The following is a 22,516-nucleotide window of genomic DNA, read 5'->3' on the forward strand; positions in this document are numbered from 1 at the left end:
GGTGAAGGTTATGAAACAAGGAACAAAAATTTTAACATTAGATAACGGTTACCATTTATGGACTAATACTCAAGGTGAAGGAAAAATTCATCTATTAGCCTTACATGGTGGACCTGGTGGAACTCATGAATACTGGGAAGACACTGCTAAACAATTAAAGAAACAAGGACTTGATGTTCAAGTACATATGTATGATCAGCTTGGTTCATGGTACTCAGATACTCCTGATTGGGATGATCCTGCCGTTGCTAACAACATCGAAACTTACGAATACTTCGTTGATGAAGTTGAAGAAGTCCGGCAAAAACTTGGACTTGATAACTTCTACCTCATTGGTCAATCTTGGGGTGGTGCTTTAGTTCAAATGTACGCTGCTAAATACGGTGATCATTTGAAAGGTGCCATTATCTCATCAATGGTTGACCGGATTGGTGATTACACTGATCATTTAGCTAAAATCAGAGAAGAAGCTTTAACTCCTGATGAATTAGCTTACATGAAGCATTGTGAAGCTACCAACGATTACGATAACGACCGTTACCAAGAACTAGTTGAAAAACTTAATGACCAATACGTTGACCGTAAAAAGCCAGCCGCTATTTCTCACTTAGTAAGCACTATGAGTGTTCCTTTATACAACGCATTCCAAGGTGACAACGAATTCGTTATCACTGGTAAATTGAAAGACTGGAACTTTACTGATCATCTAAAAGATATTAAAGTTCCTACTTTAGTTACCTTTGGTGAACACGAAACTATGCCAATGGAAACTGGTAAACGAATGGCAGAAATGATTCCAAACGCTAAGTTTGTTTCAACTCCTAAAGGTGGACATCACCATATGATTGATAACGCCCCCGTTTACTATGATCATTTAGCAACTTTCATTCGTGAAGTTGAAAATGGTACTTTTAACAAATAAATAACCAAATAAAAATCCCCTATCAATCGATAGAGGATTTTTTGTTTATTCAGCTTCAAATTCAGTAATAATCTTAGCAACTTTATCTTTCACTGCTTGGGTTGCAAATGAGTTGTTAATGGCATTTAAGTTAGCTTGACGCATTTGATCTTTGGTCATGCCACAATGATGTGCCATTTGGAAGTATTCTTCCGTCAAAGTTGTGTCTGAAACAGTACGGTTATCAGTATTGATACACAATTGTTGACCTTGTTTCATCCAGCGTTGGAATGGATAAGCCTCGTGACTAGCAACGGCATGGGTTTGCACGTTACTAGTAGGACAACCTTCGATACATGTTTTATTTTCTAACATTAACTTTTCAACTGCTTCGTTACCGGCTGCGGCAATTCCATGACCAACTCGTTTACTACCAGCATGGATTGCATCGACGATATTTTGAGCACATCCGCATTCGCCGGCATGTAAAGTTAATTGAACGGTTTCACCATCCACGATAATTGGAAAAGCAGCTTTATATTTATCCACGAATCCATCTGGTTCAGGACCGGCTAAATCAACTCCAACTAATTTAGAGTTAACGTTCTTTGATTCCGCAAAGACTTTCGCAACTTCATGTTCTTGTTCAGTCCGCATCCCACAAACTAATAAGTTACCGTCAATTCCATATACTTTTTCACCATGGGCAATTCCATGAGCGACAGCGTTAATTGTTTGAGCAACTGTTAAGCCTTTTTCCATTGAAAGACTTGGGGCAAACCGAATTTCGATGTATTTCACGCCATCTTGAGCAGCTTGTTCCATCACGTCATAGGCAGCACGTTCAAGGGCTCCTTCAGTTTGAAGATATGGTAAAACAAAATCGAATGGTTTCAAACAATCAGCTAAATTTTTAGCGTTGGTAGAAATTACCATCTTACGCGTTAATTCCATCAGGTTAGCATGAATCATTTCACCTTGTCCTCTGGCAATTTCACGTAAAGTGTGTGGTCTAATTGAACCATCTAAATGACAATGTAGTTCGGCTTTTGGGAATCTTTGAATCTCTGCTCTTGTTAACATTATTTCTTCCTCCCGCTTTCTTTTTCAGTTTAAATTGTTATTATGTTACCGAATATTACATGTCTTTGCAAGGACTTTTTCTAAATTTATCCAAAATAAAAAGCGAACCCTTTAAAAGGTCCGCTTTACTTTTATTCGTCTTCTTTAAGACTAAGCTTTTCAACATCAATCTTTTTGTCAACTAAGCCTTCATAGAAACTAGCCTCATGACTAACCACGATAGCGTTACCGGGGAAATCATTAATAGCTTGTTTTAATGATGCTTTAGTTTCATCATCCAAATGGTTAGATGGTTCATCAAGAATCAAGAAATTACTTGGGACAAATTCCATTAAAGTCAATTTAACCTTAACTTGTTCTCCCCCAGAGAGCTTACCAATTTCCTTAAATGCATTCGAAGCATTCATCCCAGAACGAGCAAGTTTCGTTCTGATATCTCTTTGAGTTAACTTAGGATACTTGTCTTGAATGATTTGCATTGGAGTTTGCGTTTTATCATCCCAAACCAAATCTTGACTGAAGTAGTTAATCTTAGCTGATGGTGAGAACTCGGCAGTTCCACCCAAAGCTGGGATAATCTTCAAGATACTCTTGATTAAAGTAGATTTACCAACCCCGTTGAAACCTTGAAGACCAACTTTTTGGTCAGTATCAACTGAGAAAGTAACGGGACTTAACAGTGGTTTTTCGTAACCAACTGATAAATCTTTCACTACTAAAGCATTTTGTGAGCCAGTTTCATCGTATGGGAAGCTAAAGTTAGCTTTCACATTGCTCTTAGGTGGCTCGATAATATCCATTCTGTCCAACATCTTTTCACGAGACTTAGCCATATTAGAATGACTACCTGCTTTGTTCTTTTGAATGAATTTCTTCGCTTTTTCAATCGTAACTTGTTGCTTTTCAAATTCACGCTGTTGCGTCATTTCTTTTTCAGCCCGTTGACGCATGGCTGACTTGAAATCACCACGGTATTTAGTAATCTTACCGAAAGCAACGTTAATGATACAGTTAGTTACGGGTTCCAAGAAATCATAATCATGAGAGATTACAATAAAGGCCCCTTCAAAACTATTTAGGTAATCTTCAAGCCACTTAATGTGAGTTGTATCCAAATAGTTGGTTGGTTCATCCAAAAGTAAGACGTCTGGATTTTCCAAGATTAATTTAGCAAGAATAATTTTTGAACGTTGACCACCACTCATGTGTGAGATTTCGTGATCCCGACCAATATCATCTAGACCTAAACCGGTAATAACTTGTTCGATTTGGGTTTCAACATCATAGAAATCTTTAGCTTCTAGTTGTTCTGAAATCCGACCTGCCCGCTCGAGCAACTTGTCATCCATTGTTTCGGCATATTCTTCATATAATTTTGCCATTTGGTCATTTAATTTGTACAACTCTGCAAACGCAGTGTGTAAGAAATCAATTAATGTCATTCCATCTGGAATATCAACGTATTGATCCAAATAACCAATGGTTGTTCCTTTTTGCCAGTTAATTGAGCCGGTCACAGGGAGTTCTTTACCAATCAAAATGTTAATTAAAGTTGATTTACCAACTCCATTTTGACCAACGATTCCCATGTGTTCGCCTTTATTCAATTGGAAACTAGCATCTGAATAGAGCTTTTTATCTGCAAAGCTCATGCTCAAATCTGATACTTCTAAAAGAGCCATTTGTTCACCTTTAAACCTTTCAATCACTAAGTATTACAGTAACATATCAGCGCAACTTTTGCAGTCTATTTTGGTTTAATGTTACAATGGTATGTATCTTTTTGAAAAGGAGTTGGAATACATGAGAGTACAAGATATTGATCATATCGAATTAACCGTTGATGATTTGGAACAAGCCATGCGTTTTTATCGTGAGGTTCTTGACCTCCCAATCCTTTCGGAAAGCGAAACTGAAATGGTTTTTCAATTGGGAAAACAAAAATTAATTTGTCGTACGTTAGCTGATCCAAGTTTATCAGCTCTACACCCAGCCGTGGGATCAACTACCTTTAGCATCTTAGCTAAAGACTCATTGGCAACAATTGAAAAACATCTTGCAAATTATTTTATTGATATTGTCGCTGGACCTGTTGAGAGTGATTTCACTAACAAAAAAATGACATCACTTTATATTAATGACCCAGCAGGAAACTTAATAGAAATTCGCGAATATCACAAGTAGAATACACTTAGGATTTAAGGAAGGACTATCTTTTATATATGACTCAAAATAACAATACCGAAGTAACAAAGCCAAAAATGTCTTTGTTCAGTGTCGTAATGTTAGCTTTAAGTTCAATCATCGGATCAGGTTGGTTGTTCGGTTCTTGGGAGGCTTCAAAAATCTCAGGACCAGCAGCCATCATTTCGTGGGTAATTGGAGCCGTCGTTATCGGAATCATTGCCTACATCTACATCGAACTCGGGACTATGTTTCCCGAAAGTGGTGGGATGAGTAAATATGCTGGATACACACACGGACCCTTGTTAGGGTTCATCGCCTCATGGGCAAACTGGGTATCACTAGTAACATTGCTCCCCATCGAAGCTGTTGCTGCAGTACAATACATGAGTTCCTGGCCTTGGGGCTGGGCAAGTTGGACTCACCAATTTGTCGCTCATGGAACTGTGACCAACGAAGGTTTAATGGTCGTATTTCTATTCATTTTAATCTTCACATTATTAAACTACTGGTCCGTTAACTTATTAACGCGATTCACTAGTTTAACTTCAATTTTTAAATTAGTTGTTCCATCAGTAACTATCATTATGTTGATTGCCACTGGTTTCCACCCTGGAAACTTTACCAATCCTAACTTTGGTGGTTTCTTACCATACGGAACAGCTCCTATTTTCGCCGCTACCACCGTTTCTGGAATCATTTTTTCTTATAATGCTTTCCAAACGGTTATCAACGTTGGTGACGAAATTACTAATCCAAAGAAAAATATCTGGCGTGGTATCGTAATTGCCTTATTCGCAAGTATCGTTATCTACATCATGTTACAATTCACCTTTATTGGTGCTATCAATCCAGCTACTTTAGCTAAATACGGTTGGCACGGTGTCAACTTTGAATCACCATTCGCTGACTTAGCAATCATGTTGAACATCAACTGGTTAGTTATCTTGCTTTATTTAGATGCCTTTGTGTCACCATTTGGAACTGGTGTTTCATTTGTGGCATCTACTAGTCGTACTTTAGCTGCCATGACGCAAAATGGGCATATGCCTAAAATTCTCGGTAAAATCAACGCTAAATGGGGAACTCCTCGAATTGCGATGGTTGCTAACTGGTTGATTAGTTGTATCTTAGTGTCAATCTTCAAGAATTGGGCCGTTTTAGCTAGTGTTATTTCAACTTCAACGTTGATTGCCTATGCTACTGGTCCTGTGACTTTGATGGCATTAAGAAAACACGCTCCAGAATTCAAACGCCCCGTTACCATTAGTTTTGCCAAAGTATTTGCTCCCTTGGCCTTCGTTCTTGCTAGTCTAGCAATCTACTGGGCAATGTGGCCAACCACTATCGAAGTTATTATCGTAATTGCGTTAGGTTTACCATTCTATTTCTTCTACGAAGATCGTATGAATTGGAAAAACTTTCAGAAAAAATTCAAAGGTAGTCTTTGGATGTTAGTATATCTAGCATTCATGTCCGCCTTTTCATACATTGGTTCTGCCCCATTTGGTGGGCAAAACTGGATTCACTATCCTTATGATTTCATCGTAATTATCGTGGTTTCATTAGGCTTCTATTACTGGGGAATTAACAGTTATCAGGAAACTGATGAAATGAAAAATGCTAAAGAAGTTAACAATAAAGTGAAAAACGATTAGAATAGATATATAATTGAATAATCATATATCTATATCCTATCTGGGAATCGAGGTCATTATGAATAATCAAGATCAAGATACTAGATTCCAAAAATATGATTTCACCCCTAAACGTGACCAACACAAACGGCAACACAAGCCACATATTTGGCCATGGGTTTTAGGATTAATTATCATTGTTCTCATATTAACTTTTGGAATCCAATTCGCTCTAAGTAGTACTAGTAATAAAAAAGCTACTAATACTTCTACACAAACCACAACTACTATCAATGTTAACAATTCATCTAGTAGTTCCAGCAAAGCTACTTCCCCATCTACTAGTAATACCTCAACAATGTCATCAGCTAAAAATGTCAGTAATACTGATAGCAGCAGTGGTGGTTCTGAGTTTGCTCAACCCCATACGTTCAATTCAGTTCAGGATGCCAAGAATTGGGCTAATGCTACTAGACCTGAATGGATTAAAGAAGGTTATAATTACTGGACTGTTAATCCAAACAGCCAGGGATTTTACGTTCTGGTATTCACAAAATAATCAAAAAAGAAGCCCTTTTTGGGGCTTCTTTTTATATGTTAATTTTTGGTTAGTTTATAATATAGATGAGGAGGAATCTCACCATGAAAATTAATGTTCCCTTACAAAATGGATATTTACCTGATCGATACACTAAACACGCTAACGATAATGAAAAAATTGATGGTCGTCCCTTCATTTCATTTCCAATTAATATTGCGGATGTCCCTACTAATGCTAAATCTTTAGCATTAGTATTGATTGATAATGATGCCATTCCCGTTTGTGGATTTACATATATTCACTGGGTTGCTGCTAATATTGATCCAAAAACAACTTTAATTCCTGAAAATGCCAGTCATGAAAACCTAATTCCAATGACACTTGGTCATAATAGTACGGCAGGAAAATTGGTCGATGTCCAAGACCCAATTGTAAATGAACACTACGTTGGTCCTACTCCCCCAAACAGCACCCACTATTACAATTTAACTATGTATGCCCTAGATCAAAAATTAGATTTGGCTAATGGCTTCTGGTTAAACGAATTACAAGCAGCTAGCAAAGATCACGTTTTAGCTACGGCTAACGCCATCTTACCAGTTAAAAATTAATTGGAGGAAAAATTATGAACAATGAATATAAAAGCATTTTAGTTCCCGTTGATGGTTCTAAATATTCTGAAGCTGCTTTAAATAAGGCGGCTGAAATTGCAATTAGAAACGAAGCCCGTTTAGATGTCCTAAACGTCATTAATACCACTGCATTTGGTTTCACTTACGGTGTTTTAAGTGGTGATGCCATTACTCAAATGGTTGATGGCCAAATTGACTACCTCAAAGCACTAGTTAAAAAAGTACAAGATAAAACTGGAATTAAAAATATTCATATGCACGTTCGTTTTGGTAATCCTAAAAACGTTATTTGCTATGATTTTACAAAAGACTACCATACTGATTTAATCGTGATGGGTGCCACTGGTAAGAACGCGACTGAACGTCTTTTAGTTGGTTCTACAGCTAGTTACGTAAATAGTCATGCGATGTGTGACGTTTTGATTGTCAGAACTAATTTAAAAAATCAACAAATTAGTAACTAATAAAAATACCAACGACTTCAAAGTCGCTGGTATTTTTTTAGTCCATATCCATAATTCGTTTTTTCTCTAAAAATGCATCCAAATAATCAAAAGCAACCTCATCAATATCGCTAATTGCTAATTCAATTAATTGTGGTGTGGTTGGTTTATCCTTAGAAATATATCTAATTGAGACTACTCCTTGTTCAATTTTAAAAGGAACCCCAAAATACGTTTCTCCTTCGTTAGATTTGATTCGAAGAAAACGTTTGAACTTAATCGCTTGATTAATGATGACTGGAAACATATCAACAGTTGAATCAAAACTCCGTTCGTTATTCAATAAAGGTTGAACAAAAGTATCCTGTGACATATTCAAAGACACAAAGTGATTAATTAACCGTAAATAATCACTTTTAATCTCAAGATGATCAATTTCTGATAGTCTGATCAATTCATAACCGCCAAATTGACCATTCATATCCACCACCGCAAAAACAACGGCATCCGCACTGACAGCGCGTACTTGTCCAATAAAGAACAATTCCGGATTAATCTTTGGAATCATAATAATCCGACGACCGCTTTCCAAGGCACGATGTAAAGCTGCAAAAATTTCTAAGTTACCGGAAATATCTTGGGATGCAACGTGTCCAGTCATCAATAGTTTCTTTGATTCCCCTAATAAATTTAATTCTCGACCGAGAAATTCAACTAATTTAATTGAAGTTTTTGGCATTCTTTCATGATAAACCGAACTACTATCAAACTTATCAAAAGTCGTTAACTCAACTTCATAATCTGAAATTGAAGAAACAAAACCTTCCATCATCGTTCCATCATCTTTAATTAACAAGATGGGTCGTTGATAAACAAACGAATTTCCTAATACTTGCGTTAATAAATCAACTTTTTCGTTCAGCCGTAATTCTGGTTGATTAGCTGAAAGAAGATGCAAATTTTTTGCCATCTTGAGGCGAGCATCCATTTTTGTTAAGTCATCACTATAAAAATCCACATCAAAAATATCATTATAATCAATGTAAACAAATCCATTACTAAGGCCATCTTCAGTGTACGTACTCAAGATGGTTCCCGTCTTGTCAATTCCTACTACCGAACCAGTATAAAAAATCGAGGATCCAGTTTGAATCACATTTACTAAAGTATGATTATCCATTGAATAGCGAAGATTTTTAATAATTTGTGTTAATTGTGAGTTTTCCAATCTAAACCTCTTCTTCTAAGAAAGAGCGTTGGCCATATACTCTTCCAAATCTTTTCCTGCTTTGCCACTACTAAGGCCAACAATTAATTTCATTCGTGCTTTTTGTCCATTTAGTTGGGTACAGAAAATCAATCCCATGTCTTTAAGTTCAATTCCCCCACCTTCGTAGGCGTAAATTGCTTGGGCAGAGCCACTAAAACAACGTGATACCAGTACAATTGGAATGTTGCGTTTAATTAAGCGTTCAATTGCTTTTAAAGTTGGTGCTGGCATATTCCCGGCTCCCATTGCTTCAATTACCACTCCGTTGGTTTCATCATTATCGATAGCGTTAAACAAAACATCCGTCATTCCGGCATAGGCCTTCAATAAGTACACATGATCTTTCACATGATTAATATCAGTGTATTCACTTCCAATTAATTGTTGGGCAAAAATAACTTGATCATGATCAACTGTTCCTAAAGTTCCATAAATGGGATCTTTAAAAGTATCCACACTAGTAGTATGGGTTTTGGTTACAAAGCGAGCAGCATAAATTCCAGTATTGAATACCACTAAGACACCTTTATTTTTAGCTTCATCAGAAGCAGCAACTTGAATCGCTGACTTAAAGTTAAAAACTCCATCCGCTCCAATTTCGTTTGAAGAACGCATTGCTCCTGTAACTACGACTGGGACAGTATTTGGTAACGTTAAATCTAAAAAGTAAGCTGTTTCTTCCAAAGTATCAGTTCCGTGAGTAACTACGACTCCATCAATATTTTCTTCAGCCACCGCTTTTTTGATGCGATTAGTAATTTTTAACATCGTTTCTGGTGTCATTTGTGGTGATGGTAAATTTAATAATTCGTCATTAATAATATTAATATCAGGTAAACCTAAAATGTCATTATTATCAATTGGATTTTCATCATTTTGAACTACGCCACCCATTTCATCTTGTGACATTGAAATAGTTCCACCGGTATGAATTGCTAAAATATTTTTCATGCGAAATACTCCTACTCGTACTTAATTTATAACCCTAATATTAACACATAGCAGGCTTTCTAGCTTCTGCTACGTGTAATTATTTTAATTTAAATCTATAATAGAATGAAGGAGATTTTTCATGACTAATTCTGACCGTTATTATCAACCAACTAATTCCAAAGACGCCATGCGTAAAATTCAAAAACTGTTTAACAGTTACTGTCATGCCCCACTTACCAACGAATTAATCCAATACCACTTTAAGTTGCTTAACCAAGTTAAAACAAATGTATTATCCGTGGCAGAAAATGAACAAATTCCTGAACGAATCAAAGCCGCTAAGAGCATTATTTCCGTGATGGAAACGTGGTTAAAAACCAGAATTGCTGGAAAAGACTTTAACGGTGAAATGCGCCACTTTAAATTCGTATCAAATAACGATATTTTACGTTATAAACGACATGAAATTAAGGTAAAAGGTAACAATAATCTGAGAAGTAGTCGGCATTAGTTATCATATTTCCAATTGTGCACCAGGTAGGATATGATAATACTGAGGTGATTAATGATGTCAGAAAAGAAATTAGAAAAACAAGCGCGCCAAAATATTATTATTGATATGAATGATTTTTTAATTACATATGCTAAAAGTATTTTAGGTCCTAAACCAGACTTAGCACAAAAAGTTTACGAAGCTGGTAAAAACGACGTCGATGGGTTAGACAAACTCTTTAACGACGCTGGATACGGACGAAAACAAAAATATGAAGCAATTGCACAGGGCTTTATTTGCGACTTTTACCACATTGATCCAGCGAAAGCTAAGGTTGACGCTGATAAGTTAGCTCATGAAGCAATGCATTACCTCGGTAAACATACCGAAAAATTTAATCGTTGGGCTGAAGCATAAAAGCAACTGCTGCATGGTTGCTTTTTTTGTTTGGCTAGAAAGAAGGTGAATCTTATGAATAAAATTGGAGTACGCGACCTTGTGGGGTTTATTTTACGTAGTGGTGATTTAAATTCAGCGATGAATAGTACTAATACGGCACAAGCCGGAACTCGCATTCATCAAAAATTACAAAGAGACCGTCCTGAAGATTATCAGGCAGAATACTACATGTCTCAAACGGAACAAATCAATGGTCATGAATTCACGGTTGATGGACGTGCTGATGGTGTCATTATGCACGAAACTACTGCTGAAATTGAAGAAATTAAAACCTCAGATATTGAATTTAAAGAACTTCCCAAAAATAAATTAACTTTGTACTGGGGCCAAGCTAAAGCTTACGCACATCTATTAATGGAAGCTAATCCGAGATTAGAAAACGTAACTTTGAAATTAACTTACGTACAAACTCCTGATGAAATTATCACGCAAACCGAACAAACGATTTCCAAACAAGACGCCGCGGAGTTCTTTGACGATTTAATTGAAGAATACGAAGAATGGATTCGACTTCAAGATAGTTTATATCTAGAAAAAGTTGAATCGGCTCAAGCTGCGCAATTTCCGTTTGGTGCCTACCGGACGGGACAACGCGAATTAGCTTCTGTCGTTTATAAATCAGTTTTATATCATAAGCATCTGTTCGCAGAAGCACCAACGGGAACTGGTAAAACGATTTCTACCCTATTCCCAGTTATTAAAGCCATGGGATCCCAACTCACAGAACGGGTCTTTTATCTAACTGCCAAACAATCCACTCGTCGGGTTGCTGAAGAAGCAATTACCATGATGAGTAAAACCGGCTTAAGTATTCATAGCATTACGCTAACTGCCAAAGATAAGATTAAATTTCCTGAAGAAGCAGATCTCCGTCCTGAACAAAATCCTTACATGGTTGGTTACTATGATCGTCTTAAACCAGCTTTAAAAGATATTTTGACGCATGAACATCAAATTACCCGACCAACCATTGAAAAATATGTCCGAAAATATACGTTAGATCCGTTTGAATTTTCACTTGATACTAGCATGTTTTGTGATGTAATTATTGGCGACTATAACTATCTTTTTGACCCACGTGTTCATTTAACCCGCTACTTTGAAGTCGAAAATCCGAATAACTTTTTCTTGATTGATGAAGCTCACAACTTAGTCGACCGTTCCCGGGACATGTATTCAACAGACTTAACCTCTGGTCCAATTAAAAGTTTAATTGATATTTTTAGTGAAGATAAAGAAAAAAATAAAAATATTCTCACTAAGCTTCGCAGTTTAAAACGTGCTTTTAATGCGATTGCTAAACCTTTAAAAGACGAACACAAAACGTCAGCTGAATATACTGATGAAAACGAAAAATTAACTAAGTCAGTTAGCAATTTAATTAAAGTTTTACGCAAATGGTTAGCCAAAACCAAGCCCTCTAAAACCACAGACCAAGTTTTGGACTACTTTTTTCAATTAATTAGTTACATTAAAATTAATGAATATTTTGGTCCAAACTACAAATTACGGGTTCTCATTGATGATAATGGGATTACAGTTCGTTTATTTTGCATGGATCCGAGCCCCTTTCTCGCTGATACCTTAAATTTAGGTGGTGGTGCTGTCTTATTTTCTGCTACTCTCTCACCCATGGATTATTACAGTTCCGTTTTAGGAGACGAAGATGATAGCTTAAAGTATAAATTAGATTCACCATTCGACTCGAAAAACCAAAAGATTTTAGCCACTTCATATATTGATACTCGTTACAATAACAGAGCTCAAAGTATTCCTAAAATTGTAGATTCAATTAAAGCTTTAATTGATGGAAAAAAAGGAAACTATTTAGTATTTGCCCCTTCTAACCAATATCTCAGTAACATTTTTGATGCTTTTCACGAAAAGTATCCCAACGTAAAGTTAGTCAAACAAGAATCCGCCATGGATGATGATGCCAGAACTGATTGGCTAATGGCCTTTGAGAATCCAGAAACTGATCCAGTCTTAGGCTTTGCCCTTCTCGGAGGAATTTTCTCGGAAGGAATTGATTTAGTTGGCGATAAACTAATTGGAGTTGGAATTGTGAGTGTTGGTTTGCCAGGATTAAATCACGAAACCAATTTAATCCGTGATTATTTTGACGCTAAAAACGGGCATGGCTTTGAATATGCCTATCAGTTACCTGGTTTAAATAACGTCTTTCAAGCTGCTGGTCGTTTAATTAGAGGGACAAAAGATAAGGGTGTCATATTATTAATGGACAACAGGTTTATTTCATCTCGTTATAATGCTTTTTTCCCCAAATCGTGGTACACTTTCAATATAGTACACAATCTAAATGAATTAATTTATTCAGTTAAGAATTTTTGGAATTCAAACTAGCCACAGATTCTTTCTGGTGCCTCAATACATTTAGTAAAGTTTCAGTAACATTCGTATTTAAGAAACGAGGCAGTGTATGACTGATAAGCGTTATGATCAAGCAATGGAACGTTTGAAAGAAAACAACGTTCGTATTACACCACAAAGACAAATCATTTTGAAGTACTTAATTGACGATGATAGTCATCCAACTGTGGAAACTATTTTCCATGTGTTAGACAAGACTTTTCCAAACTTAAGTATGGCAACTGTTTACAACAACTTGCGACTTTTCAAAAAGATGAATCTTATCATTGAGTTACCTAGTGTTGACGGTGGATACCGTTATGATTTTTATGACCATCCACATTTACATGCTACCTGCGATAACTGCAACAAAATAATCGACATCGACGATCCGGAGTTTGTAGGTATTGACGAAACACTTAAGAACGAAACTCGTTCAGTTGGTTTTAAACCATCTGTTTCAAGTGTTTCTATTCATGGTATTTGTAAAGAATGTCAAGAAAAATTAGCATTAGCTAGCAAATAAAAAAGTTCCCACGACCTGTCATCGTGGGATTTTTTATTACCTTTTTTAACCAATAAATAAAAATTTCAATTATAAACTAAGACGCATGAATACTATGTTTCTGCGCCTTTTTTTCATTTCTTAATTCATTTTTAGTATTTACTACAATTGAATTTTAATGTAAAATATTATATGTATTCTACATTATAATAATTCTAAATAAGGGGTTTCGATTATGAAAAAGAAACGCAAAATGTCACTAGCACAAAAAATTAACGTTTTACGTGCCAGTGTTATGGGTGCCAATGATGGTATCTTATCAATCGCCGGGATTGTTTTAGGGGTTGCAGGGGCCTCTACCAGTAACTGGGCAATTTTGGTATCTGGTTTAGCTGGGATGCTAGCCGGAAGTGTTTCCATGGCAATGGGTGAATATGTATCAGTTAACAGTCAAAAAGACTCTGAACGAAATGCCGTTGCTACTGAGAAAAAGGCTTTAGACGACAATTATCAAAAGGAATTTGATTTTGTTGAACAAAAATACGTAGCAACCGGAATGGCGCAAGCCTTAGCTCACAAAGCTACTTCAGAAATGATGAAAAAGGATCCGCTTATAACTGCCGTCCGGGAACGCTACTCATTTGATCCTAGTAAATTCACTAGTCCATATGCGGCTGCGATTGCCTCATTAATTTCATTTCCTTTAGGGTCACTTCTTCCATTAATTTCAATCTTTGTTGGCCCGGAAAAATGGCATATTGTAACAACTTTTACTGCTGTGATTATTGCTTTGGCAATCACTGGTTACTTAGCTGCGATTTTAAGTAAAGCTGACAGATTCCATTCAGTGATGCGAAACGTTATCTCTGGGGTAATTACTATGACAGTTACTTATTCAGTCGGTTTGTTAATTGGAATGTTAGCTTAGGAGGAATTAATGATGAAATTATTTCACAAAAAACATCAAAAATTAACGATGGATGAAAAGTTAAACAACCTTCGTGCCGGAGTGCTTGGTTCTAATGACGGAATTTTAACTGTTGTTGGTGTGCTATTCTCAGTTGGGGTTGCCACTAGTGATATCTATACCATCTTTATTGCTGGACTTGCTGATTTGCTTGCATGTGCCTTTTCAATGGCTGGTGGTGAATACGCTTCTGTTAGTTCACAACGGGATACCGAAGAATCTGCCGTGCGTGAAGAAGAAAAACTGCTCGACACAAACTTTACTGGTGAACGTCAAGATGTCGTTGATTATTACATGGAACGCGGAATTTCAGAAGAAACTGCTGACGAAATCGCTGATGATTTATTGAGTAAGAATCCATTACAAACAATGGTTTCTGTTAAATACGATATGGAAATCGGTCGCTACATGAGCCCTTGGTCAGCCGCTTTTTCTTCATTAGTATCTGCTGCTTTAGGTGGTACATTACCCCTTTTAGCCATGACTTTATTACCAAACGATTTAAAATGGCCGGGAACTATCGTAGCCGTTGTAATTGCGGTTGGTTTAACTGGTTACTTTAGTGCTTTATTAGGTAACGGATTGGTTAAAATTGCAATTATTCGAAACGTGATTGTTGGTATTTTAACCATGTTTATTCATTATTTCGTAGGTATCATCTTTGGTCACTTTTTCTAAAACCATTAAATTCACTTTAAAACTGCGTCTAAGTTACTTTGACGTGGTTTTTTTGTTACTATTGAATACAATAAATGAAAGGAATTAATGTAATGACACAAGATAAATTTCCCGTTAATCACAATGAAATTAAACAAGATTTATACGACGCCGTTAATGGCGCTTGGATTAAACAAGCTACAATTCCTGGAGACCATTCTTCCGTAGGTGGCTTTATGGATTTAGTTGATGATATTGATAAAACTTTGATGGCTGATTCAGCTGCGTTAGCTGACGGCGATTTGCCAGCCAACACCCCTGAATTAAAGGAATACGTTAAGTTCTACAAAATGGCTGAAGACTTCGCGAAACGAGACGCTGATGGTGCTAAACCCTTGATGCCATTAGTTGAACGTATTGAAAACTTACACAACTACAACGATTTAAATGATCAACTTCCTGATTGGATGTTAAGTGGACTACCTCTTCCATTTAATTTTGATATTGATCCTGATATGAAGAATGCCAAACTCAATGCTTTATTTGCTGGTAGTCCAGCCCTCTTTATGCCTGACAAGACTTACTACGAAAAAGACAATCCAGCCTATGCCCAATTAATGCCAATTTTCACTGACATGAACGTTAAATTATTGGAAATGATTGGTTATGATCATGACAAAGCTGTTAAAACAGTTGATCAAGCTAAGCAATTCGATGCGTTAATCGTGCCAAACGTTAAGTCAGCTGAAGAATCAGCTGATTACAGTAAAATGTACAATCCACAAACGACCGATGAAGTAGCTAGTTCAACTCATGCGGTTAATCTTAAAGCTGCCATTAACCAAGTCGTTGGTGCTGTTCCAAATACCATTATTGTGACAGAACCTAAATACTTCGAACATTTAGGTGAATTAATGACCCCTGAAAACTTTGATTTAATGAAGGCTTGGATGTTAGTTAAAACAGTTAAGGGTTATTCTTCAGTTCTTAGTGAAGAATTCCGTCAAGTTGGGGGAACCTATAGTCGGGCTTTATCTGGAAAGAAAGAAGCTACTAACCAAACTAAAGCTGCTTATTACTTAGCTTCTGGCACCTTTAATCAAGTTGTCGGTGACTATTACGGCCACAAATACTTTGGTGAAAAAGCCAAAGCTGATGTTCATCACATGGTTGAAACCATGATTGATGTTTACAAAGATCGGTTAGAAAATAACGATTGGCTTAGTGAAGAAACCAAAGTAATGGCCGTGAAGAAATTAACTAGTTTAGGGATCCAAGTTGGTTACCCTGATAAGATTGATCCACTTTACAGTAAATTTCACGTTGATGAAAACTTATCTTTAGTCGCAAATATCATGAATTTTGATAAAATCGCTACCCAAGACACCTTTTCTAAATGGAACAAACCCGTAGAACGAGAACGTTGGGAAATGAGCGCAGCTACTGTAAACGCCTATTACCATCCATTTAAGAATATTATTGTGTTCCCTGCTGCTATCTTGCAAGCTCCATTTTATAGCTTAGAACAAGGCTCTAGCGCTAATTACGGTGGAATTGGAGCAGTCATTGCTCATGAAATTTCCCATGCCTTTGATAACAACGGATCATTGTTTGATGAATTCGGGAACCTTAACAACTGGTGGACTAAAGCCGATCATGAACACTTCCAAAAACTTGCTGATCAAATGATTGCTGAATTTAATGATCTTCCATTTGCTGGTGGTAAAGTAAACGGTAAATTGACTGTTTCTGAAAATATTGCTGATGCTGGTGGACTTAGTTGTGCTGAGGCAGCCGCTAAAAAGGAAGATGATGTCGACCTTGCTGCTTTCTTCATCAATTGGTCACGCATTTGGCGAATGAAAGCCACTCCCGAATATCAACAACTATTATTATCAATTGATGTTCATGCCCCTGCCCCATTACGTGCTAATGTTCAAGTGAAAAACTTAGATGATTTCTACTCAACTTTTGCTGTTACTGAAAATGACAAAATGTATTTAGCCCCTGCTAAACGAGTAAAAATCTGGTAAACAAAAACTCCTCATCATAATGATGGGGAGTTTTTTGCTTTAATCATTGAATAAGAAACGGTTAACTAGTCGTTCTGCAATTTGATTATCTAAAATATTAGAATGTAAAGCAAACGGACCACTCAAACGAAGTGATTGGTAATTACCTGACTTAACTAAACTCTTGATAGCAGTGGCTGATTGTTCAGTCACACGACCATCTGATTTATCATTAGCATTCAAAACACCATAGATATTAAGCACTTTAGTATTTTCGTCTAAATTACTGGCTTTTTTCTGATAATCACTAAAGCTAGGAAAACGACTATTCGTAAGTTGTTGATTTGTCATGGCTTGATGTTGCATTTGCCCAGGTTGATGAACTGGGGCACCATTCTGCGTATTTGGCTGTTGCCCTTGCGGACGATCTGCGGGTTGTCCAGGACGTCGATCATTATTGTTATGATTATCTGGCATAACCCCTTTATATGGTCCTGCAATCGAAATAAAGTGGCTCATAGTCATTTTATTTTTCTTCACACCATAATTAATGGCATTATAATAAACAGCCAAAGCACCAGATCCAAATCCAATAGCATCATATGTTGTATAACCATATTTATGATTCAAATGAGAAAATACTTCTTGTAGTTTTGCTGCTTGTTGCTTAGTAGTATTAGTACGATCACTAAAACTAACTTCAATAATTGGTTGCTTAGCACGTTTGACGTTTTTGTTAGCAAGATATTTAATCGTGCCATCATTGTATACATCAACATGCATTGCAACTGATCCACCAGAACGACTAGTGGTAGTTACTAAGTGCTGGGCCGCACTTGAGGTCTTATTTTGATCGGAAACAAAGATTATTGGTTGTTGTGAATTACCACTTCCAATTTCATGGCCATCACCGACACCAAATTGTATGTAAACGAATCCGATAATTACAGCCAAAATTCCGACAATTAGGACAAAAAAATCCTTTTTGTTAAATATTTTACTCAATTAATTATCACCTTTTTAAGTTTGTTTTAGAGACTTCGTCAGCTTCTATCATACCATATCTAAACCAATTGATAGTGAACTGATTAACGAAAACTTAATTGCATTTCAAGGAAAAATCAACTTTAATAAAGGTATAAAACAATTTAAAGGAGTTTGCGTTATGGAAAAATTCACGATCTTATGTGCTTTTTTTGCTGATTGGTTACTTTTTATTTTCCCCCTTTATCAAGGAAAAATGGAATTAATGGAATCCAGTACGATCTTTGCTAAATATCAAAGTAGCACTAGTAAAAAGAAGAAAGTTCCGTTCTTCTATTGGTTATTTCCACCACTTTTGTTTCACCACTACAAAGTAACTGCTCACAAGCAATTTGAACGTTTATCAGCCAATGAAGTTGATATCAATAATTTCTATAGTTTTTACAATAAAGCTTTTGCATGGTATTTTGTTTCTTACGCTGGATTTTTGCATGCGATTACTTCAACCTATGAAATCTGTGAAAAATTCGAATTAGACCATTTAGCTGGTTGGGCAACTTTACTAATTGTTGCAATTGTCTTTTTCACTGGTAACCGTTACGTAGATTATCTTTGTAGTGATAAACACAAAGTTCGTTTTATCAAGGGTTTAACTAAACATTTAAACCCAAATAATAAATCAGAAGAAGACTAGTGCTTCTTTTTATTTTACAAATTTTCAAATTTGTAACGTTGAAATATCTTTCAGAATGCCTTTATAGTTGGATTTTTATTGATACTACTAAATTGTTACATAATTTTTTCAATTCAACCTATATAATTAGAATTAACTAATCATGTCTAATTAAGGAGACTTTTTATGATCCACATCGTTACTGATACAACTACGCAATTAACTCCAGAAGAAATCCAACAACATCATATCCATCCAGTTTCTTTACAAGTCCTTTTTGAAGGAAAGACTTACAAAGATCAAATTGATATGAGTTCAAAAGAATTTTCTGAAATTTTGGCCACTAAAAAAGAGTTTCCTACTACTAGTCAACCTACCATGGGTGATTTTGTTAATACTTATCAATCAATTATTGATGAAGATCCAGATGCTCAAATTGTTTCAATCCATATTGGAAGTGTCTTAAGTGGAACTAGCAGTACTGCTGCAGTCGCTGCGCAACAATTTCCTAACAAAATCGTTGCTATTAATGGTGGCTCAGCTGTCCGTGGAACTGCTTTCCTAGTTTTAAAAGCTGCCCAACTCGCTGAAGCTGGCGCTGATATCGAAACTATCGAACAACGTATCACAGAGTTAGCTAAAAACACTAAGTTGTTTCTTTTTATTAACAATTTAGATTATTTAGTTAAAGGTGGACGTGCTAGCAAAGCAAGTGGTTTCATCGCATCCGTCATTAAATTAAAACCCGTTCTCCTTTTGGAAAACAACGATTTACAATTTAAACACAAATGTCGTGGTAAAAAACAAATGCGTAAAGTAGAAGATCAAGTAGTTGCGGATATCATTGCTAATCCGAATATCAAAGATGTTGGATTACCCTTCGTTGATGATGATACCGAAGTTCACCGCATCTCAGCTGAAATTCTCGAAGCCCGTCCAGATATCAACACGGTTATCAGTTATGCTAGCCCTTCTTTGATGCCCCATGCTGGTCCTGCTGGTTTCGCAATTATCTACAACGATCAATATTAATTTAGAGTCGTTTAATGGTCGTTTACCCCTTAAATAGTGATATATTAGGTATATAAGAAACAAATCATTATTTAAAGGAGAAATTCACTTGATTACATTAAAATCAGATCGTGAAATTAAAATGATGGCTGAATCTGGCGCTATTTTAGCTGGAGTTCACAAAGGTTTACGCGACCTTATCAAACCAGGTCTTGATACTTGGAAAATTGAAGAATATGCTGACAAATACATTACTGATCATGGTGCTACCCCATCCGAAAAAGGATTCGATGGCTACAAATTTGGGACTTGTATCTCAATTAACGACGAAGTTGCCCACGGAATTCCTCGTAAAGGCTTAAAGCTTAAAAAAGGTGACGTCGTTAAAGTTGACATGTGTGTTAACAAAGACGGTTTCGAAAGTGATTCTTGTTGGACTTATGCGGTTGGTGAAGTTTCACCAGAAGCTAAAAAGTTAATGGAAGTTACTAAGAAAGCTCTTTACAAAGGTATTGAACAAGCCCAAGTTGGTAACCGTATTGGTGATATTGGTGCTGCTATTCAAGAATACGTTGAAGATGAAAACGGGATGGGTGACGTTCGTGATTTAATCGGACATGGTATCCAACCTTCTATTCATGAGGATCCAGCAGTTCCTGCTTATGGTGAAAAAGGTCAAGGACTTCGTTTACGTCCTGGTATGACAATTACCATTGAACCAATGGTTACCCTTGGTACTTGGGAAATCAAAGATCGTTACGATAAAAAAGATGACTGGACATATTATGTTACAGCTGACGGTTCTCTTTCAGCTCAATATGAACATACTTTAGCAATCACTAACGATGGTCCTAAGATTTTAACTTCTCAAGATCCTGAAGCAGACGCTAAATATTTAAATAAATAACCAAATTAAAAGAGCTCGATGAAAAATTCATCGAACTCTTTTTTGTTAACTAATATTTTTTACCGAGAATATCTAAACTATATGAATTACCATCCATAATGGCAACGTCAGGTAAATGCGCCCACTTTTGGAAACCATTTTTCTTAAATAGTCCTTGACTAGGCACATTATGGGCAAAGATGAAGGCCACAATGGTCGTAATTCCAATTTTTGGTAACTGTGATTCAACGAAGGTTAACGCTTGTTGCCCTAATCCTTGATGTTGAAAATTACTATCAATATAAATTGAAATCTCAGCAGTTTTTCCATAAGCCGGACGACCATAAAAAGCTTCTAATGATACCCAACCTGCAATTTTTCCATTGATTTTCATTAACCAAATTGGATAATGATCTGGGGTAAAAGCTTGAAACCATTCTTCACGGCTTGCTACCGTAATTGGTTCTGTATCAGCCGTAGCTAATCGACCTGGAATTGCTTGATTATAAATATCCACGATTCGTGGTAAATCCATTTCACTTGCTAATTCGAATTCGGTCATCTTAGTCCTCCACAATTTCACGAAGTTTTTCTTCTGCTTTTGAAATTCTCATTCTCATCACACTCTTAAGTACAATGATGATGATTGATACAACAACTACCGTAAAGATAACTGTGAATAACGTTGCACCCAGTTGAACGCCTAATAAGTGCCATGAACCACCTTCAAAGAGTCCACTTTCACTGATAGTTGGGTTAACTGCCTTACTAGCAAATAATCCGGTTAGAATACTACCAACGATTCCGGCAACCCCGTGACATCCAAAGGCATCTAAAGTATCATCAATTTTAATAATTGGTTTGATTTTGTTAATAAAGAGGTAACTTGCAAGGGTTGCAACTAATCCGATGATCATTGATCCACCAACTGTTACGTATCCACAAGCTGGAGTAATGGCAACTAATCCACAAACAGCACCAGAACAGATTCCTAATAATGAAGCATTCTTTTTAAAGATTACATCAAGTACAATCCAAACTAACATAGCAGTTGCGGTTGCAATTGTAGTTGTAAGCATTGCTGTCATAGCAATTGTGTTAATTCCAAGTGCTGATCCAGCGTTAAATCCGTACCAACCAACCCAAAGCATTGATGTACCAAGTACAACCCAACTTAGGTTAGCTGGACTAGCGTTTTCTTTTACCAAACGAGGTCCAAGGAACCAGGCTAATACTAAAGCTGTCACCCCTGAGTTAATGTGAACTACTAATCCACCGGCGAAATCTAAAGCACCAAGTCCTTGTAAGAATCCACCACCCCAAACCATGTGAACCATTGGGTAGTAAACGAAGATTGACCAAAGAACAACAAATGAAATCAAGAATTTAAAGTCCATCCGCCCAACAATTGCTCCAACGAACAAAGCTGGTGTAATGATGGCAAACATCATTTGGAAAATAACAAACGTGACATTGTTAATTTTTCCATCAGTTAATGATGAAGCAGCTCCCATGTTAATGTTATGTAACATAAAGTTATGGAAGTCCCCAATTAAGTTCCAGTTGTTTCCTGAGAATGAAAGTGAATAACCACAAATCACCCAAAGTAAGACTGGAATACTACACATGATGAATACTGACATTAAAGTATTGTTAACTTGTTTCTTTGGGACCATTCCTCCATAAAAGAATGATAACCCTGGTGTCATAAAGAACACTAGTACTGCACAAATAAATACAAACGCGATGTTAGTTGCCATGAAAATCTCCCCTTAATCAATTAATGTAGCAAGTATAGGCGTCTCTTTTTTAGTTGTGTAGGTTTGATGTTAGTTATTGTTACATGAACTAAAAAAATCGCATTTTCCGAAGAAA

At 36.4% G+C, this 22,516-nt stretch carries 23 protein-coding genes; 16 read left to right on the plus strand and 7 right to left on the minus strand.

Annotation, left to right across the window (positions count from 1 at the left end):
- The first annotated feature begins 10 nt into the window (after nucleotides 1-10).
- Nucleotides 11-922 carry a proline iminopeptidase-family hydrolase gene (locus ACQW5G_RS02285; RefSeq protein WP_429971463.1) on the plus strand — a complete coding sequence of 304 codons (912 nt, stop codon included), beginning with the start codon at nucleotides 11-13 and terminating at the stop codon, nucleotides 920-922.
- Nucleotides 923-967: 45 nt separating this feature from the next.
- Here the strand turns inward: ACQW5G_RS02285 and add are convergent, their stop codons facing one another.
- Together add and ACQW5G_RS02295 are read right to left on the minus strand one after the other, a co-directional pair.
- On the minus strand, nucleotides 968-1,984 hold the full coding sequence (add, locus tag ACQW5G_RS02290) for an adenosine deaminase (RefSeq protein ID WP_429971464.1): 1,017 nt from the start codon (nucleotides 1,982-1,984) through the stop codon (nucleotides 968-970).
- A 131-nt stretch (nucleotides 1,985-2,115) separates the two neighbouring features.
- Entirely contained in the window at nucleotides 2,116-3,666 is a 1,551-nt protein-coding gene (locus ACQW5G_RS02295; RefSeq protein ID WP_429971465.1) for an ABC-F family ATP-binding cassette domain-containing protein, read from the minus strand.
- 121 nt (nucleotides 3,667-3,787) lie between these two features.
- Here ACQW5G_RS02295 and ACQW5G_RS02300 point away from each other — a divergent pair, with 121 nt between their 5' ends.
- From ACQW5G_RS02300 to ACQW5G_RS02320, 5 genes are all read left to right on the plus strand, one after another.
- Nucleotides 3,788-4,168, plus strand: a complete 381-nt coding sequence (locus ACQW5G_RS02300) for a VOC family protein (protein WP_429971466.1) — start codon at nucleotides 3,788-3,790, stop codon at nucleotides 4,166-4,168.
- A gap of 38 nt (nucleotides 4,169-4,206) precedes the next feature.
- Nucleotides 4,207-5,826: an APC family permease gene (locus tag ACQW5G_RS02305; protein ID WP_429971467.1), complete on the plus strand. Its 1,620-nt coding sequence runs from the start codon at nucleotides 4,207-4,209 to the stop codon at nucleotides 5,824-5,826.
- A gap of 58 nt (nucleotides 5,827-5,884) precedes the next feature.
- Nucleotides 5,885-6,364, plus strand: a complete 480-nt coding sequence (locus ACQW5G_RS02310; RefSeq protein ID WP_429971468.1) for a hypothetical protein — start codon at nucleotides 5,885-5,887, stop codon at nucleotides 6,362-6,364.
- Nucleotides 6,365-6,447: 83 nt separating this feature from the next.
- Complete coding sequence (locus ACQW5G_RS02315) at nucleotides 6,448-6,957, plus strand: YbhB/YbcL family Raf kinase inhibitor-like protein (protein WP_429971469.1); 510 nt, start codon at nucleotides 6,448-6,450, stop codon at nucleotides 6,955-6,957.
- 14 nt (nucleotides 6,958-6,971) lie between these two features.
- Nucleotides 6,972-7,442, plus strand: a complete 471-nt coding sequence (locus tag ACQW5G_RS02320; protein ID WP_429971470.1) for a universal stress protein — start codon at nucleotides 6,972-6,974, stop codon at nucleotides 7,440-7,442.
- A 37-nt stretch (nucleotides 7,443-7,479) separates the two neighbouring features.
- On the opposite strand, the gene ACQW5G_RS02325 is transcribed toward ACQW5G_RS02320, so the two are convergent.
- Together ACQW5G_RS02325 and ACQW5G_RS02330 are read right to left on the minus strand one after the other, a co-directional pair.
- Complete coding sequence (locus tag ACQW5G_RS02325) at nucleotides 7,480-8,649, minus strand: hypothetical protein (protein WP_429971471.1); 1,170 nt, start codon at nucleotides 8,647-8,649, stop codon at nucleotides 7,480-7,482.
- A gap of 15 nt (nucleotides 8,650-8,664) precedes the next feature.
- Nucleotides 8,665-9,642 (minus strand): asparaginase, encoded by a 978-nt coding sequence (locus tag ACQW5G_RS02330; protein ID WP_429971472.1) that lies wholly within the window; start codon nucleotides 9,640-9,642, stop codon nucleotides 8,665-8,667.
- Nucleotides 9,643-9,763: 121 nt separating this feature from the next.
- On the opposite strand from ACQW5G_RS02330, the gene ACQW5G_RS02335 reads away from it, so the two are divergent.
- The 7 genes from ACQW5G_RS02335 to ACQW5G_RS02365 all read left to right on the plus strand — a co-directional run bounded on the left by ACQW5G_RS02335 (nucleotide 9,764) and on the right by ACQW5G_RS02365 (nucleotide 17,108).
- The gene (locus ACQW5G_RS02335) at nucleotides 9,764-10,135 is read left to right on the plus strand and encodes a hypothetical protein (protein ID WP_429971473.1); all 372 of its coding nucleotides are present in this window, start codon (nucleotides 9,764-9,766) and stop codon (nucleotides 10,133-10,135) included.
- Between the two features lie 57 nt (nucleotides 10,136-10,192).
- The gene (locus ACQW5G_RS02340) at nucleotides 10,193-10,534 is read left to right on the plus strand and encodes a hypothetical protein (protein ID WP_429971474.1); all 342 of its coding nucleotides are present in this window, start codon (nucleotides 10,193-10,195) and stop codon (nucleotides 10,532-10,534) included.
- A 54-nt stretch (nucleotides 10,535-10,588) separates the two neighbouring features.
- On the plus strand, nucleotides 10,589-12,940 hold the full coding sequence (locus tag ACQW5G_RS02345; protein WP_429971475.1) for an ATP-dependent DNA helicase: 2,352 nt from the start codon (nucleotides 10,589-10,591) through the stop codon (nucleotides 12,938-12,940).
- 76 nt (nucleotides 12,941-13,016) lie between these two features.
- Nucleotides 13,017-13,472 carry a Fur family transcriptional regulator gene (locus ACQW5G_RS02350; protein ID WP_429971476.1) on the plus strand — a complete coding sequence of 152 codons (456 nt, stop codon included), beginning with the start codon at nucleotides 13,017-13,019 and terminating at the stop codon, nucleotides 13,470-13,472.
- A 214-nt stretch (nucleotides 13,473-13,686) separates the two neighbouring features.
- The gene (locus ACQW5G_RS02355) at nucleotides 13,687-14,379 is read left to right on the plus strand and encodes a VIT1/CCC1 transporter family protein (RefSeq protein ID WP_429971477.1); all 693 of its coding nucleotides are present in this window, start codon (nucleotides 13,687-13,689) and stop codon (nucleotides 14,377-14,379) included.
- Nucleotides 14,380-14,388: 9 nt separating this feature from the next.
- Nucleotides 14,389-15,096 (plus strand): VIT1/CCC1 transporter family protein, encoded by a 708-nt coding sequence (locus ACQW5G_RS02360; protein WP_429971479.1) that lies wholly within the window; start codon nucleotides 14,389-14,391, stop codon nucleotides 15,094-15,096.
- Between the two features lie 92 nt (nucleotides 15,097-15,188).
- Nucleotides 15,189-17,108 (plus strand): M13 family metallopeptidase, encoded by a 1,920-nt coding sequence (locus ACQW5G_RS02365; RefSeq protein ID WP_429971480.1) that lies wholly within the window; start codon nucleotides 15,189-15,191, stop codon nucleotides 17,106-17,108.
- A 39-nt stretch (nucleotides 17,109-17,147) separates the two neighbouring features.
- Here the strand turns inward: ACQW5G_RS02365 and ACQW5G_RS02370 are convergent, their stop codons facing one another.
- Complete coding sequence (locus ACQW5G_RS02370) at nucleotides 17,148-18,092, minus strand: alpha/beta hydrolase (RefSeq protein WP_429971481.1); 945 nt, start codon at nucleotides 18,090-18,092, stop codon at nucleotides 17,148-17,150.
- Between the two features lie 160 nt (nucleotides 18,093-18,252).
- On the opposite strand from ACQW5G_RS02370, the gene ACQW5G_RS02375 reads away from it, so the two are divergent.
- The 3 genes from ACQW5G_RS02375 to map all read left to right on the plus strand — a co-directional run bounded on the left by ACQW5G_RS02375 (nucleotide 18,253) and on the right by map (nucleotide 20,662).
- The gene (locus ACQW5G_RS02375) at nucleotides 18,253-18,765 is read left to right on the plus strand and encodes a hypothetical protein (protein WP_429971482.1); all 513 of its coding nucleotides are present in this window, start codon (nucleotides 18,253-18,255) and stop codon (nucleotides 18,763-18,765) included.
- Nucleotides 18,766-18,930: 165 nt separating this feature from the next.
- Nucleotides 18,931-19,776, plus strand: a complete 846-nt coding sequence (locus ACQW5G_RS02380) for a DegV family protein (RefSeq protein WP_429971483.1) — start codon at nucleotides 18,931-18,933, stop codon at nucleotides 19,774-19,776.
- Between the two features lie 88 nt (nucleotides 19,777-19,864).
- Nucleotides 19,865-20,662: a type I methionyl aminopeptidase gene (map, locus tag ACQW5G_RS02385; RefSeq protein WP_429971484.1), complete on the plus strand. Its 798-nt coding sequence runs from the start codon at nucleotides 19,865-19,867 to the stop codon at nucleotides 20,660-20,662.
- 49 nt (nucleotides 20,663-20,711) lie between these two features.
- Here map and ACQW5G_RS02390 read toward each other — a convergent pair whose 3' ends face one another.
- Both ACQW5G_RS02390 and ACQW5G_RS02395 read right to left on the minus strand, forming a co-directional pair.
- Nucleotides 20,712-21,203, minus strand: a complete 492-nt coding sequence (locus ACQW5G_RS02390) for an N-acetyltransferase family protein (RefSeq protein ID WP_429971485.1) — start codon at nucleotides 21,201-21,203, stop codon at nucleotides 20,712-20,714.
- Nucleotide 21,204: 1 nt separating this feature from the next.
- Complete coding sequence (locus ACQW5G_RS02395) at nucleotides 21,205-22,401, minus strand: ammonium transporter (RefSeq protein WP_429971486.1); 1,197 nt, start codon at nucleotides 22,399-22,401, stop codon at nucleotides 21,205-21,207.
- Between the last annotated feature and the right edge of the window lie 115 nt (nucleotides 22,402-22,516).

It is taken from the genome of Fructilactobacillus sp. Tb1 (assembly GCF_050500285.1).
Lineage (GTDB): Bacteria > Bacillota > Bacilli > Lactobacillales > Lactobacillaceae > Fructilactobacillus.

What these genes read in the sequence shown, in the direction of transcription:
- ACQW5G_RS02365 (WP_429971480.1), top strand. Translation starts at nt 15,189, where the DNA reads ATGACACAAGATAAATTTCCCGTTAATCACAATGAAATTAAACAAGAT.
- ACQW5G_RS02340 (WP_429971474.1), top strand. Translation starts at nt 10,193, where the DNA reads ATGTCAGAAAAGAAATTAGAAAAACAAGCGCGCCAAAATATTATTATT.
- ACQW5G_RS02375 (WP_429971482.1), top strand. Translation starts at nt 18,253, where the DNA reads ATGGAAAAATTCACGATCTTATGTGCTTTTTTTGCTGATTGGTTACTT.
- ACQW5G_RS02315 (WP_429971469.1), top strand. Translation starts at nt 6,448, where the DNA reads ATGAAAATTAATGTTCCCTTACAAAATGGATATTTACCTGATCGATAC.
- ACQW5G_RS02355 (WP_429971477.1), top strand. Translation starts at nt 13,687, where the DNA reads ATGAAAAAGAAACGCAAAATGTCACTAGCACAAAAAATTAACGTTTTA.
- ACQW5G_RS02285 (WP_429971463.1), top strand. Translation starts at nt 11, where the DNA reads ATGAAACAAGGAACAAAAATTTTAACATTAGATAACGGTTACCATTTA.
- add (WP_429971464.1), bottom strand. Translation starts at nt 1,984, where the DNA reads ATGTTAACAAGAGCAGAGATTCAAAGATTCCCAAAAGCCGAACTACAT.
- ACQW5G_RS02350 (WP_429971476.1), top strand. Translation starts at nt 13,017, where the DNA reads ATGACTGATAAGCGTTATGATCAAGCAATGGAACGTTTGAAAGAAAAC.
- ACQW5G_RS02300 (WP_429971466.1), top strand. Translation starts at nt 3,788, where the DNA reads ATGAGAGTACAAGATATTGATCATATCGAATTAACCGTTGATGATTTG.
- ACQW5G_RS02345 (WP_429971475.1), top strand. Translation starts at nt 10,589, where the DNA reads ATGAATAAAATTGGAGTACGCGACCTTGTGGGGTTTATTTTACGTAGT.
- ACQW5G_RS02305 (WP_429971467.1), top strand. Translation starts at nt 4,207, where the DNA reads ATGACTCAAAATAACAATACCGAAGTAACAAAGCCAAAAATGTCTTTG.
- ACQW5G_RS02390 (WP_429971485.1), bottom strand. Translation starts at nt 21,203, where the DNA reads ATGACCGAATTCGAATTAGCAAGTGAAATGGATTTACCACGAATCGTG.
- ACQW5G_RS02330 (WP_429971472.1), bottom strand. Translation starts at nt 9,642, where the DNA reads ATGAAAAATATTTTAGCAATTCATACCGGTGGAACTATTTCAATGTCA.
- ACQW5G_RS02360 (WP_429971479.1), top strand. Translation starts at nt 14,389, where the DNA reads ATGATGAAATTATTTCACAAAAAACATCAAAAATTAACGATGGATGAA.
- ACQW5G_RS02320 (WP_429971470.1), top strand. Translation starts at nt 6,972, where the DNA reads ATGAACAATGAATATAAAAGCATTTTAGTTCCCGTTGATGGTTCTAAA.
- ACQW5G_RS02395 (WP_429971486.1), bottom strand. Translation starts at nt 22,401, where the DNA reads ATGGCAACTAACATCGCGTTTGTATTTATTTGTGCAGTACTAGTGTTC.
- ACQW5G_RS02310 (WP_429971468.1), top strand. Translation starts at nt 5,885, where the DNA reads ATGAATAATCAAGATCAAGATACTAGATTCCAAAAATATGATTTCACC.
- ACQW5G_RS02295 (WP_429971465.1), bottom strand. Translation starts at nt 3,666, where the DNA reads ATGGCTCTTTTAGAAGTATCAGATTTGAGCATGAGCTTTGCAGATAAA.
- ACQW5G_RS02380 (WP_429971483.1), top strand. Translation starts at nt 18,931, where the DNA reads ATGATCCACATCGTTACTGATACAACTACGCAATTAACTCCAGAAGAA.
- ACQW5G_RS02335 (WP_429971473.1), top strand. Translation starts at nt 9,764, where the DNA reads ATGACTAATTCTGACCGTTATTATCAACCAACTAATTCCAAAGACGCC.